Origin of the sequence: Polynucleobacter sp. UB-Piko-W3, from assembly GCF_018881635.1 — a bacterium.
Classification (GTDB): Bacteria; Pseudomonadota; Gammaproteobacteria; order Burkholderiales; family Burkholderiaceae; genus Polynucleobacter.
In genome coordinates, this window is the sequence record NZ_JACVPY010000002.1 from 1,087,737 (window position 1) to 1,101,529 (window position 13,793).

The 13,793-nt window shown below is 46.0% G+C and carries 13 protein-coding genes; 5 read left to right on the plus strand and 8 right to left on the minus strand.

Annotated features, from left to right (window positions below):
* Window positions 1-6: 6 nt before the first annotated feature.
* Window positions 7-1,005 carry a class 1 fructose-bisphosphatase gene (locus ICN31_RS05895; protein ID WP_216259512.1) on the minus strand — a complete coding sequence of 333 codons (999 nt, stop codon included), beginning with the start codon at window positions 1,003-1,005 and terminating at the stop codon, window positions 7-9.
* Between the two features lie 185 nt (window positions 1,006-1,190).
* Here ICN31_RS05895 and ICN31_RS05900 point away from each other — a divergent pair, with 185 nt between their 5' ends.
* Both ICN31_RS05900 and ICN31_RS05905 read left to right on the plus strand, forming a co-directional pair.
* Window positions 1,191-1,394 (plus strand): type II toxin-antitoxin system VapB family antitoxin, encoded by a 204-nt coding sequence (locus ICN31_RS05900; RefSeq protein ID WP_216259514.1) that lies wholly within the window; start codon window positions 1,191-1,193, stop codon window positions 1,392-1,394.
* Between the two features lie 2 nt (window positions 1,395-1,396).
* On the plus strand, window positions 1,397-1,780 hold the full coding sequence (locus tag ICN31_RS05905; RefSeq protein ID WP_216259516.1) for a PIN domain-containing protein: 384 nt from the start codon (window positions 1,397-1,399) through the stop codon (window positions 1,778-1,780).
* 9 nt (window positions 1,781-1,789) lie between these two features.
* Here ICN31_RS05905 and pepN read toward each other — a convergent pair whose 3' ends face one another.
* From pepN to ICN31_RS05930, 5 genes are all read right to left on the minus strand, one after another.
* Window positions 1,790-4,399: an aminopeptidase N gene (gene pepN / locus ICN31_RS05910; RefSeq protein WP_216259519.1), complete on the minus strand. Its 2,610-nt coding sequence runs from the start codon at window positions 4,397-4,399 to the stop codon at window positions 1,790-1,792.
* 48 nt (window positions 4,400-4,447) lie between these two features.
* Entirely contained in the window at window positions 4,448-5,023 is a 576-nt protein-coding gene (locus ICN31_RS05915) for a TMEM165/GDT1 family protein (RefSeq protein WP_216259521.1), read from the minus strand.
* Window positions 5,024-5,129: 106 nt separating this feature from the next.
* Window positions 5,130-6,248, minus strand: a complete 1,119-nt coding sequence (gene ald, locus ICN31_RS05920) for an alanine dehydrogenase (protein WP_216260801.1) — start codon at window positions 6,246-6,248, stop codon at window positions 5,130-5,132.
* Between the two features lie 12 nt (window positions 6,249-6,260).
* Window positions 6,261-7,586, minus strand: coding sequence for an amino acid permease (locus ICN31_RS05925; protein WP_255530978.1), 1,326 nt, complete (start codon window positions 7,584-7,586; stop codon window positions 6,261-6,263).
* Between the two features lie 303 nt (window positions 7,587-7,889).
* Window positions 7,890-8,642, minus strand: a complete 753-nt coding sequence (locus ICN31_RS05930; protein ID WP_216259525.1) for a ThiF family adenylyltransferase — start codon at window positions 8,640-8,642, stop codon at window positions 7,890-7,892.
* A gap of 22 nt (window positions 8,643-8,664) precedes the next feature.
* Between ICN31_RS05930 and pdxH the strand changes: the two genes are divergently transcribed.
* Window positions 8,665-9,300, plus strand: a complete 636-nt coding sequence (gene pdxH / locus ICN31_RS05935) for a pyridoxamine 5'-phosphate oxidase (RefSeq protein ID WP_216259528.1) — start codon at window positions 8,665-8,667, stop codon at window positions 9,298-9,300.
* Here the strand turns inward: pdxH and msrA are convergent.
* A complete protein-coding gene (gene msrA / locus ICN31_RS05940) occupies window positions 9,297-9,869 on the minus strand; it encodes a peptide-methionine (S)-S-oxide reductase MsrA (protein WP_216259530.1) in 573 nt (190 codons plus the stop codon). The genes pdxH and msrA overlap by 4 nt on opposite strands.
* Before the next feature lie 48 nt (window positions 9,870-9,917).
* Here msrA and ICN31_RS05945 point away from each other — a divergent pair, with 48 nt between their 5' ends.
* Entirely contained in the window at window positions 9,918-11,315 is a 1,398-nt protein-coding gene (locus ICN31_RS05945; protein WP_216259532.1) for an aldehyde dehydrogenase family protein, read from the plus strand.
* On the opposite strand, the gene leuE is transcribed toward ICN31_RS05945, so the two are convergent.
* The gene (leuE, locus tag ICN31_RS05950; protein WP_216259533.1) at window positions 11,316-11,993 is read right to left on the minus strand and encodes a leucine efflux protein LeuE; all 678 of its coding nucleotides are present in this window, start codon (window positions 11,991-11,993) and stop codon (window positions 11,316-11,318) included.
* A 249-nt stretch (window positions 11,994-12,242) separates the two neighbouring features.
* Here leuE and ICN31_RS05955 point away from each other — a divergent pair, with 249 nt between their 5' ends.
* Entirely contained in the window at window positions 12,243-13,793 is a 1,551-nt protein-coding gene (locus tag ICN31_RS05955) for a DEAD/DEAH box helicase (protein WP_216259535.1), read from the plus strand.

The window sequence follows — 13,793 nt, forward strand, 5'->3', positions numbered from 1 at the left end:
TTTAGCTTATGAGTGGTATTGCTTTAAGCGGTCAATCTCTTCTTTAGACCCCAGCATCACTGAGACACGCTCATGCAAGTCAGTTGGCTGGAGATCCATAATAGTCTGAGTACCATTAATCGATGCACCACCGGCCTGCTCTACTAAAAAGCTCATCGGATTTGCTTCATACATCAAGCGTAATTTGCCCGCTTTCTTTGGATCACGCTTATCCCACGGGTACATAAATACGCCACCGCGAGATAAGACCCTATGCACGTCAGCTACCATCGATGCAATCCAGCGCATATTAAAGTCTTTATCACGTGTTCCAGTAGTGCCAGCCAAGCACTCTTCAACATAACGACGCACAGGATCAGCCCAATGACGCATATTGGACATATTGATCGCAAACTCTTTGGTAGAAGGCGAAATGGTCACAGCCTCTTTGATTAATAAGAACTCACCAGTCTCTTTGTTTAAAGTGAACATGACTACGCCATCACCCAAAGTCAGAGCCATCGTAGTTTGCGGGCCATAAACCACATAACCAGCAGCCGCTTGGTGACGACCTGATAACAAGAAATCAGAAGTTTGTAGTGGTGCGTTAGGATCTTGCTTTTTCAATATAGAGAAAATAGTGCCGATGGATACATTCACATCAATATTGGATGAGCCGTCAAGTGGATCAAACAAGAGAAGGTAATCGCCAGTACCCTGCACTGCTACAGGCAATTCCATTTCTTCTGAAGCAAGACCTGCAAGGGATTGACATCCTTTAACACCTTCCATCAATTGATTATTCGCAATGATGTCGAGCTTTTGTTGCACTTCGCCTTGCACATTTCCACTGCCAGCAGAACCCAATAAACCAATCAAGGCGCCCTGCGCTACTTCATGACTAAGAGTGGAGCAAGTATTGACAACTGCGAGCAATAAATCTTGAAGGCCGGCAGGTATAGCGACACCCTTTGGTTTGGTGGCAACCAGATACTGCTTAAAATTAGTATTGATACCTGAGGACAAAAGTGTTTCTCCAGTTATGAGCAACGAAGTTCTTGAAGGCTCTATTTTGCCCTGTTACCTCTATAAGTATTAAAAACGATACTTTCTTACCAAAAATTAGGCATTAAATGCCTGTGAGCTAAGAAAATTGTACTTTTTGATGTCAATTTAGATGCTATAATACATCATTATTGATGAGGATGAATATGAGAACAACAGTCACTATTGACGACGATCTATACCAGAGAGGGTTAGATCTTGCCGATCCAGCGATGGATAAGGCTGATTTATTTCGTGAAGCTATTAATGTTTTTATTCGAGTTCAGGTAGCCAAAAGACTAGCTTCTTTGGGTGGCAAATCGCCCCAAATGAGGAGTATCCCGCGTCGCAGACCTAAGAGTGGCCAGTAATTATGACGATGGTTTTGGTCGATACATCAGTATGGGTTGCTCACTTTAGAAAATCTAATGCTACTTTTCAATCTCTATTAGCGAATGACCAGATTCTCTCTCACCCATTAGTCATCATAGAGTTGGCTTGTGGATCACCGCCATCGCCAAGATCGAAGACATTGGATTACTTAAAAAAATTACAGCAAGCAACAGTTGCTACCCCATATGAAACTCTAGAGTTCATAGAAAAACATCAACTCTATGAATCAGGGTGTGGGGCAATTGATGTATCACTTCTCAGCTCGACTCTGCTGTCAGGCAATACTCTTATCTGGACACTAGATAAACATCTAGAAAGTCTTGCAACTAAACTAGGCATTTCTTATAGCGATAGGCTCCACTAGGAAATTAGACTAGCTGCTTAATGCCTTGCTGATTACTTCCCGGGTGTCTGGAGAGAGGGTTTGGCAGGCTGCCACACGCTTCAAAGCCGATTTCATGTGGTCTTGATAGGGTCCTGCAAATAGGCGCCAACGATCTAGAGCCCTGGCTAAACGCGCTGCAACTTGGGGGTTGATGGGATCCAAAGCCAGAACGCTATCCGCCCAAAATTCATAACCACTGCCATCTGTCTGATGAAAACTCGCCGGATTATTCGAGCAGAAAGTATGAATCACGCTTCGCACTCTGTTGGGATTATTCATTTTGAATGCCGGATGCTCACGTAATTTCTTGACATTGCCCAGAGTTGGCTCAAGGCCATCAACCGGTGGACGGCTCGATTGCAAGCCAAACCATTTATCAATCACTAGCGCATCATTTGTAAAGCGTTCATAAAAATCACTCAAACAATCAGTTGCCTCCCTAGCCCCATGAATTACTAATCCAGCTAAAGCAGCATAGCGATCAGTCATATTATCGGCAATACGATATTGATTAACTGCCATCGGCGCCCAAACAGCAGTATTGGCTTCAAGCAACATACTCAGAGCCAGGTTTTTTAAAGCCCGCTTGCCTGCATCTACCGCATCTGACTTAAACGGTCCAGGCGTTTGCATCTGCTGATAGAGCGCGGCCCACTCTAACTGTAGCTGTTTAGCAATTTCCCTGCGAAATGCTCGGCGTGCGGTAAAAATTTTCTGTGGATCTACGCTCGTGCACTGCTCATACAGATAAGACTCGGCGGGCAGCGTTAAGGCCAAATCTTTAAAGGCTGGATCGAGTTTAGGGTCCATTAATAGATTGCGATAGGCATCAATTAATTGCTTATCAGGTAAGCGATGATTCAAAATCATTTGCATAGCTAACTTCTGGCCAGCCTCCCAGCGATTAAAGGAATCGTCATCACTTGAGAACAGGGTGAGGAGATCTGCCTCACTTTGCTCGAAGTCTAAATGAATCGGGGCCGAGAAATTCCGGTTAATTGACAGTACTGGGCGCTCATCAATATTGTCAAAAGTCCAGGTTTGACTTGCTTGAGTTAATTCCAACAATTGCTCTACTTGATCATCGCTATTGGTAATCAAACGCATCTTCAATGGGATGTGAAAGAGCTTCTTATCCGGCTGGCCTGGACTTGGCGCGCAGCTTTGAGTCAATGTGATCTGATATTGTTTTTTTGTCGCATCGTAATGCTCCTCTAGCTTAACCCGCGGTGTCCCTGCCTGGCTGTACCAATTTCTGAACTGGGTAAGATCTTTGCCATTGGCATCAGCCATCGCCATCAAGAAATCATCACAGGTGACGGCTTGACCATCGTGACGCTTGAAGTACAAATCCATTCCCTTGCGAAAACCCTCTATACCCAGCAGGGTTTGATACATCCGCACCACCTCAGAGCCTTTTTCATAGACGGTTACGGTATAAAAGTTGCTGATCTCTTGGTATTCATCAGGACGAATCGGGTGAGCCATCGGACCCGCATCTTCAGGGAACTGTAGCTGGCGAAGTAAACGGACATCCTCAATTCGCTTCAATGCCCTACCCGATTCAGTACCCATTTGATCGGCAGAAAACTCCTGGTCTCTAAAGACTGTTAAGCCTTCTTTCAGAGAAAGTTGAAACCAGTCTTGGCAAGTGACTCGATTACCAGTCCAGTTATGAAAGTACTCATGAGCTACAACGCTCTCAATATTAGCGAAGTCAGCATCCGTTGCAGTTTCTGGCTGGGCCAAGACGAATTTAGTATTGAAGATATTTAAACCCTTGTTCTCCATGGCGCCCATATTAAAATCACCAACCGCCACGATCATGAAGCGCTCTAAATCGAGCTCCAGACCGAAACGTTTTTCATCCCAATGAATCGAGGCAATTAAGGAATCCATGGCATGACGGGTCTTCTGAAGATCATGAGGCTCTACCCAGATCTGCAATAGCTTCTTGGCGCCGCTACTTGTAGTGATAGTCTCTTCTATGCATTCCAACTTACCGGCCACCAAGGCAAATAAATAGGATGGCTTTGGAAAGGGATCCTCCCAGATGGCACTATGCCAGCCGTTCGGTAATTTTTCAGTTTTTAATAAGTTGCCATTAGATAAAAGAACTGGGTACTCAGCTTCACGCGCCCGCAAGGTCACGCGATAGCGTGCCATGACATCAGGGCGATCTAGGAAATAGGTAATCTTTCTAAAGCCCTCAGACTCACATTGAGTAAAGAAGTTCCCATTGGAAACGTACAGCCCCATGAGAGAGGTATTTTTCTCTGGGACGCAAACACAAATGATTTCAACAATAAACTTCTCCTTACCCTCTTTTGGTAAAGAATGAATTATTAAAAAATCAGGGGTGAGTTCAAAGTGACGATGAGCCTCGCCGTTAATGCGCAAACTCACAAACTCTAATTCATGACCCACTAGAACTAGGGGCTCCCCAGCCTTAAAACTCTTACCAGGCAATACCTCAATCCGACTTTTGATGATCGTGCGTGCAGGATCTAAAGCGATATCAAGCTCTACTTGATCAAAGGTGTAAACAGGAGGACGGTATTCGAGCCGACGAAAGCTCTGTGGCAGATCAGTTTTCATGGTTTTATTTTAAGCCCTGACTAGAGTAGCTGAGCCCCTCACAATCCTCTAACCCCAAATTAGCGTGGCGATGCCAATCGCAATAAAGGTAACGGCGGCAACCGCATGCACCCACTTGATCGGCATGCGCTTGGTAAATTTTTGACCAATCCAGACTGCTGGGGCATTAGCCAGCATCATCCCCAATGTGGTGCCAACTGTTACAGAGAGGACATCTTCATATCGCGCGCCTAAGGCAATCGTCGCAATTTGAGTCTTATCACCCATCTCAGCCAAGAAGAATAAACCTACTGTCAGCACAAATACTTGTAACGCACGATCAGCAACCTTTGATCGTGCAGCGTCATCAATATGATCTGGCACTAAAAGCCATAAACCAATTCCTAAAAAGCTCAATCCCAAAATCCAGCGCATCACATCGGGAGAAACCAAAGTAGTGAGCCAATGGCCTAACAAGGCAGCACATGCATGATTAGCAATGGTGGCGATGAATATGCCCGCAATAATGGCCAAAGCTTGTTTGGGGTAGCGCGCAGCCAACATCAATGAGAGAAGTTGGGTTTTATCGCCCATCTCTGCTAAGGCAACAACCCCAGTAGAGAGGGCTAGAGCAGAAAAATCCATGAATTTAGTCGTTTCAGTAAGCACAGCAAGGAGAAATACATTGGGGATAGTTTAAATCCCCAATGCGTCCATGCGATGCAAAACTACAAACCCCTATAAAAATAACTTATGCGACCAAGAGCTCCTCTGCCAAAGAAAATTCTAGGCCCTGAGCTTGAGCAACTGGTTTAGAAGTTAAGGCCCCTTTATGCACACTCAGGCCATTGCGCAGGTGATGATCCATTGATAAGGCTTTCAGGACGCCTCGATTAGCCAAAGCCTCTACAAATGGATAAGTTGCATTAGTTAAGGCAAATGTAGATGTTCTAGCAACAGCACCAGGCATATTGGCAACGCAATAATGCAATACACCGTCTACCAAGAAAGTGGGGTCAGCATGCGTTGTAGGTCTGGAAGTTTCAAAGCAACCGCCTTGATCAATTGCCACATCAACTACCACGGCACCAGGCTTCATCTTCTTTACCATCTCATGTGTGACTAACTTTGGCGCCGCACCACCGGGCAACAGCACTGCACCAATCACAACGTCTGCTTCACATACCTCTTGCTCAATCAATAAATTGTCAGAGTAAAAAGTACGCACTCGATTGCCATACAACATATCGATCTGACGCAAGCGATCAATATCACGATCAAAGATACACACATCTGCACCAAGACCTACTGCCATCTGCAAAGCATTACGGCCCACTACCCCACCCCCCAGAATGACAATCTTAGCGGGCGACACACCAGGAACCCCTGCCATCAGAACACCTAAACCACCATGCGTCTTTTCTAAATGAGATGCAGCTGCCTGAATCGACATCCGACCCGCTACTTCACTCATGGGAGCAAGTAGTGGTAATGCCCCACTCATGGCCGTTACTGTTTCATAGGCGATACAAGTAGCACCAGAATGCATTAATGCTTTGGTCTGCTTTGGATCAGGAGCTAAATGTAGATAGGTAAACAGAATCTGATCTTCACGCAACATAGCGCATTCTTGTGCTTGCGGCTCTTTCACTTTCACAATCATCTGAGCCTTATGAAAAATTTCTGCAGCACTGTCAATTAACGATGCGCCAGCAATGCGATAGGACTCATCTGTCAGGCCGATTTGTTCCCCTGCCCCGCGCTGAATCAGAACTGCATGGCCTTGCTTACAAAGCCCACTAACATTCCCAGGGGTAAGTCCTACGCGGAACTCATTATTTTTGATTTCTTGAGGTACGCCAATAATCATCGTCATCTCCTATTATTTAAATTCACGATTATTTTTTGTCTTATGGTGTAAGCCAACGATGTAAAACATCACTAGATACACTGCTAATAAACACGGGCCTAATATCAAGGCGATTCGTGCATCCTCATGAAAGCCCATCAGCACAATTACCAAAAAGATGAAGGCAAGAGCAAACCATGAGGAATACGGATACCAAGGAGTGCGATAGGCAAGCTCAGCTACTTGGACTTTGCTTAACGAGCGACGGAATTTGAGCTGAGTAAATAAAATCGCAATCCAAACCATTAAGCCAACAAAGGTCACTGCAGCCATGACGTATTGAAAGGCCTTATCTGGAACAAAATAGTTCAAGACAACCCCTGTCATAGACACTATAACTGTAGCCATTACTGCGTAATGAGGAACGCCATACTTCGATAGCTTGGCAAATGGTGCTGGTGCGTAACCATTGCTTGATAGGGAATATAAGAGGCGCCCGCCACTAAAGATGCCGGCATTGCAGGATGAAAGTGCTGCAGTAATCACAACGAAGTTAATCAAGCCAGCCGCTTCACGCAAGCCTATCCGCTCAAACATGACCACAAAAGGGCTGCCCTGTTGACCTACTTCATTCCAAGGGAAGATTGCCAGAATGACTAAGATCGCGCCCATGTAGAAAATCAAGATACGCCATGCCAGTGAGTCAATCGCCATTGGGATTGTTTTCTTTGGGTTCTCAGCCTCACCTGCCGACAAACCAATCATTTCAATGCCAACATAAGCAAATAAAACCATCTGCAGGGAGAGCAACATCCCGCTAATGCCATTCGGAAAGAAGCCGCCGTGCTGCCACAGATTACTTAAGCCTATGGGTTGCCAATCATTGGTAAACCCAAACAAGATCACCGATCCACCAAGCGCAATCATGGCAATAATTGCCACTACTTTAATGAGAGCAAACCAAAATTCAAACTCACCGAAGACTTTGACTGCAATGAGATTAATTAAACCCATCATCGCTATGGAAGATAGCGCCCAGATCCACTGAGGAATTTCTGGGAACCAAATTCCCATATAAATTCCAACAGCAGTGACTTCAGCAATACCCACCACAACCCAATAAGTCCAATAACCCCAGCCGACCATATAACCTGCTAATGGACTCACATAATTATTGGCATAAGCAGCAAATGAGCCAGCTACAGGTTCATGAACTGCCATTTCACCCAGAGTGCGCAGCACGATGAAGGCAACGATCCCCGCCAAGAGATAACCCAAGAGAATGGATGGCCCAGCAATCCTGATCGCAGTTGCTGATCCTAGAAATAATCCAACTCCAATCGTTGAGCCTAACGCCATCAAGCGAATGTGTCTTACTTTGAGATGGCGTTTTAAGCCTGTTTGTTCAGTCTGCAAAAGAGACCTCCTTTCGGTTTACCGTTGGCCGATTTACCAACGAGGCAAAGTCTAGGGAGTGCTTGGCAGATGTGCTAGGGGATAAAAATACCTAAAGTGATTAAAGATATAAAAAGTAGATCACATCAAAAGGAAATGTCTTTTAAATCAAGGTTATTGCGATCTCTAAAATATTCCTGACTGCAAAAGAATCAGAAATTTCCTACAGGGAATCCCCTTAGGGATTTATTGCCAAGCGAGCAAAAGTTATTCTTGTGCTGCAATCAGATTGAGAATCTCAGCAGCGGCAGCAAGACCGCAAGCGGCCGTTACCATCACAGTAGAGCCATAACCAGTACAAGCAAGACCACCACTTGCTGTGCCAGCTCGTGGCTCATGGGAGTAAACGGCACGAATACCAATTTTTTTCTTCAGATTTCTAGAAAAGCCATAATCTTGTCTAAGTCCTTGGCGTACCTTTGCTAGTAAAGCATCTTGCTCGGTACGAGAGAGATCATCACAACGCACAGAAGTTGGATCAGACTTACCACCTGCAGCGCCACACATCACGAGTGCACGATGATTTTTAGTTGCCCATACTGATAAAGCAATTTTGGTTTGTACTGAATCCGTAGCATCTAATACCAATGCATCTTTTGGTATAAGTACATCTAAATTTTCCGGCGTCAGAAATTCATCGCAAGGCGTTAATTTGATCTCGGGATTAATCTGCAAAATACGTTGTGTCATCGCCTCTACTTTGGCCTTGCCGTACTGCCCCTCTAAGGCATGGAGTTGGCGATTGGTATTACTCTCTGCAATGTGATCAAAGTCCACTAAGACGAGCCGCCCAATGCCAGTTCGGGCCAAGGCCTCAGCAGCCCAAGAGCCGACTCCGCCCAAACCAGCAACCACCACCGTGGCATTGCGAAAGCGCTCCCGCAGTTCTGGTCCATAAAGTCTAGCGACTCCGCCAAAACGACGATCTTCCATGCTTTCTACTACCTTGTCTTCTGCCATAGCTTCTCTTTATACTGAATAAATGGACTCCATTGCTCAACTTCGCAAAAACTATACCTTCGGTCAACTTTCTGAAACCGATGTACCGGGTAATCCTTTGCCTCTTTTTAAGCTCTGGTTTGACCAGGCCGTAAGAGCCGAGTGCCCCGAACCCAATTCCATGACTTTAGCTACTGCTGATAAAGCTGGAAATCCATCAGCTCGTATTGTCTTACTAAAAGGCGCTGATGAAACTGGCTTTAGCTTTTTCACTAACTACGAAAGCCAAAAAGGCAAAGAATTGGCAGTCCGCCCTCAAGCTGCCCTGCTGTTTCATTGGCACGAGCTGGAGCGCCAGATTCGTATTCAGGGAGTAGTAGAACGTGTCAGCGCTGCTGAAAGCGATGAATACTTCCACTCCCGCCCTTCAGCATCACGAATCGGTGCTTGGGCTTCTCCACAAAGCTTGGCCATTCCGAATCGTGAATTTTTAGAAGAGGCTGAGAAACAATTTAAAGCAGAATTCGGGGATAAGCCACCTCGTCCTGAGCATTGGGGTGGTTACCGCCTACGTCCTACTGAAATGGAATTCTGGCAGGGCCGTCCCTCCAGATTGCATGACCGCATTCATTACAAATTAGATGGCTCTACTTGGCAAATAAACCGCCTAGCACCTTAAGAGTATTGTGGCGCTATCAGCGATTTAAATTTCGCTCTGAACTTTGCTAACTTAGGCGCAACTACTGCCCTGCAATAACCCTGATTAGGATGTTGCACAAAATAATTCTGGTGATAGTCTTCAGCTGGGAAAATGGTGGGCGCCGCATCAATCTGCGTGACCACTGGGCTAGAGTAAATTCTCGACTCTTCAAGTGCTTTAACAACTTCATGAGCCATTTTATTCTGCTCATCACTATGCGTAAAAATGACTGATCGATATTGTGTGCCGTGATCATTACCTTGATAGTTCAATGTGGTGGGATCATGAATCACGAAAAAAATCTCCAATAAATCCCTAAATGAAATCACTTGTGGATCAAACATAATGTCCACAATTTCAGCATGGCCAGTAACCCCAGTACAAACTGCTTCGTAAGTAGGATTAGGTCTTGGGCCCCCAGCATATCCAGAAACAACCGATTTAACCCCGGTAATTTGCTGGTACACAGCCTCAAGACACCAGAAACATCCACCGCCCAAGGTGGCCTGCTCTAGTAGGGGCTGATTTTTCTCAAGAGTTTCGTTCATGGCTTTATCCTAATGCCTTATTCCTATATTTGCCAACTTTTAAATACTATGAATCGCTTCACCATCCAGCTTGAGGAAATCAAAGCAGCCTATGCTGCCGAATCTAACCCCACTCTTGAAGTGAGATTAGAGCGCATTAGTCGAATCGAAAAGATGATTAAGGTCAATGAGGAAAAAATCTGCAAAGTATTGGAAGCAGATTTCGGAGTGCGCCATCCGATTGAAACCCGCCTTGCAGAATTTCAGATGGTGTATCAAGCAGCTAAGTACACACGCAAACATCTCAAAGAGTGGATGCGACCTGTACGAATGGAAACACCCTCATTTATGGACTCTTCAGAGGCGTGGACCGAAAGTCAATCGATTGGAGTTATTGGCATCATGAGTCCATGGAATTACCCAATCCAATTAGCCCTTGTTCCTGCTATTGCAGCGCTTGCTGCTGGGAATCGCGTTTGGCTAAAGCCTTCTGATCGCTGCTCTCGTACCTCTGGGTTCTTAGCAGGCTTAATTCAAGAGTATTTCCACCCCAGCGAATTTTGTGTCACCACTGGTGGTATCGATGTAGCCGAACAGTTTGCCGCATTGCCATTTAACCACCTTCTTTTTACTGGATCAGAAGCTGTCGGCAAAAAAGTGATGCGTGCTGCTGCCGAAAATCTGACTCCTGTGACACTAGAGCTTGGTGGCAAGACACCAGCAATCCTTGATTCAACAGCCAATCTCCAAGAAGCTGCTAGCGCCATTATTTATGGCAAATTACTTAATGGCGGTCAAACCTGCATTGCTCCAGATTACGTTCTGATTGAACAAGGCAAGCAAGATACTTTTATTCAAGAACTTCAAGCTGCGGCTCAATCCCAATTTAGCAATCCGGAAGAGCTGACTGGCCCGATTAATGATGCGCAGTTGCAATACTGGCAGCACTTGGTAAGCAATGCTCTAGATCATGGAGCAAAAGCAATTCCCTTACTCAATAATCTCTCTGCTGGAGCAAGAAGATTTGAGCCTGTAGCACTAATTGGTGCAGCGCCCCAGGCGCGTGTTCTGCATGAAGAAATTTTTGGGCCTATTCTTCCAATCGTCACTATTGCAGATACTGCCGCAGCTATTGCTTATATCAATAATAGGGCTAATCCCTTAGCCCTCTACTGGTTTGGTAAAAATAAAAAGAATATGCGACGTGTTTTAGAAGAGACTCGTTCTGGTGGTGTCACCATTAATGACACCTTATTGCATGCAGCGGTCGAATCCTTACCCTTCGGCGGAATTGGTGCCAGCGGTATGGGCACTTATCACGGTAAGGCGGGCTTTGATACCTTTAGTCATCACAAGCCAATCCTGGAAGTACGCGGCTTACTCGGTAGCAATCTTTTGAAGGGTACTAAGCCTGCTCGTCCACCCTATACTAAGAATACAGAGCGCCTATTGAAGAGGCTGAAGTAATCAGGCAATTAATAAGCGTAGAGCAAATCCGATAAATAAGAACCCTGCGAGCATCCACAGGCTAGCAGCCCAACGCGGATGAGCCTCAAAAAACTTTGAGAAGAATTGGCCAACACAAATTAAGGCCGCTAAATAGGTCATGCTCATCAACTGCAAAACAGTGGCTAGATATAAAAAGGTATATGTAGGATTTGTAGAATCAGAACGGATAAATTGAGAAAAGAAGGCGATAAAGAAAAAGATTGCCTTGGGGTTTGTTAGGGATAGGGCGAGGGCCGCAAGCAATGGATGAAATCGCATGAGGCGTGCTTGGATTTCATAAGCTTCTGAATGCCCCTCTGATACCCAGCGCTGTTGGCCACTCCACAGTAAGCCAACTCCCATCCACGCTAAATAGGCCGCCCCCAGAGTTCGGACGATGGTAAAAATGACTGGCGAGGACATTAGCAATGAGGCGGCACCCAAGGCAACGGCAATCATCAAAATAAAATCACCAATAAAGATCCCTAGCGCACTCCAAGCACCTAACTTCCAACCCCTTTGCGTCGTAGTTGTTAATACATAGAGGGAATTAGGCCCTGGCAATAAGATGATGAAGAGTGTGCCCAGCAGGTAGCTTGTGAAATCAACAATTCCAGCATTTGAGGGCTTGAGTAGGTCTAAGGAGAAAAATTCCATCCCTGCATCATAATTAATTCGGGAAAACCCTTGTAATCAACCTCTCAAACTGTCATAATGAGAGGCTTTTGAAGCAATTTGATTCATCGCCCCCCAGCTATATTTCAGCGTACCGTTTAGAAGTCATAAACATCGAAGTTCAAAAAACGCGCTGCCGCCTGCCTGATGGTCGATGCCTTTGACCATCGCATCCTATAAAACCATAGGTGCAACATACGGAGACATCCCTTGAAAGGGATGTGTAATAGCATGACTTTTTCTAAAGAAACTCAACACGAGTCGAAAGACTCAAAGCCGACTGGATCTGAATTCCAGTCTTTCGCCCTAGCAGCCCCACTACTTAAAAACGTTGCTGAATTGGGTTTTACCCAAGCGACCGCTGTTCAAGCTCAGGTTATTCCTGCAGCTTTAGCTGGCGGCGACTTATTGGTCAGCAGCCAAACCGGTAGCGGCAAAACTGCAGCCTTTTTATTGCCCTTGATTCATCAACTCATCGAAGCTAATCCAAACAATTCACCTGTACCAGGTCGCGCACAACCTAAAGTGTTAGTACTCTGTCCTACACGTGAATTAGCTCAACAGGTGACTGCTGATGCAGTGAACTTAGTACGTGGCATGAAAGGCATCCGTATTGCAACCATCATGGGTGGTATGCCCTATGGCAAACAAATTCAAGCCCTCAAAGGTGCGCTCTTAGTGGTTGCAACCCCAGGCCGTTTACTTGACCTATGCGATAGCAAAGCAATTCGCTTAGATGACGTCAAGCAACTCGTGATTGATGAAGCCGATCGCATGCTCGATATGGGATTTGCTGATGATCTTGAGGCAATTGATAAACGTTGTGCAGGCCGCAACCAAACTTTAATGTTCTCAGCAACCTTTGCGCCAAAGATTATGTCTTTAGCCAATGCCTTGACTACTGATGCTAAGCGTATTGAACTTGCTCACGCAGGTGAAAAGCATGCGAACATCGAACAGAAATTACATTGGGCTGACAGCATGTCCCACAAGCACAAATTGCTTGAGCATATTTTGGCGGATGCCACTTTGGACCAAGCGGTTGTATTTGCTAGCACCCAGGTAGAAAGCGAAAAGATCGCTGACACATTGCGTGCTAACGGCTATGAAGCAACTGCTCTCCATGGCGCAATGCCTCAAGCTGTAAGGATGCGTCGCCTAGAGTCTTTACGTAAGGGTCATACCAAGATTTTGGTAGCGACTGATGTAGCGGCTCGCGGTATTGATGTTCCACGTATTAGTCACGTGATTAACTTTGGCTTGCCAATGAAACCTGAGGATTATACGCACCGTATTGGTCGTACTGGTCGCGCTGGGCGTAATGGTGTGGCTATCACTTTGGTAGAACATCGTGATCGCGCTAAGATCCGCAACATCGAACGCTTTACACAGCAAGATATCGTAGCGTCAGTTATTGCCGGCCTTGAGCCACAAGCAAAGCCTAGCTTTGGTGGTGGCGGTGGCGGCAACCGTTCCGGTGGCGGTCGCTCAGGTGGTGGCGGTGGCAATCGTTCAGGTGGCGGTGGTGGCCGTTATGGCTCAGGCGCACGCTCTGAATCTCGCTTTGGTGGTGGCGGCTCTGGCGGTGGCAATCGTTCAGGTAGCTATTTCGAAGCGCGCTCGACTGGCTCTGCTGACTCACGTCCTTCACGTTCAGCCGATTCACGCCCTGCACGCTCTGCTGACTCACGCCCTGCACGCTCTGCTGACTCACGTCCAGCAGGTCCACGTTTTGTTAAACCAAAGTCTGGCGGTCAACGTCGGAACTTTAGCGGTAACTAA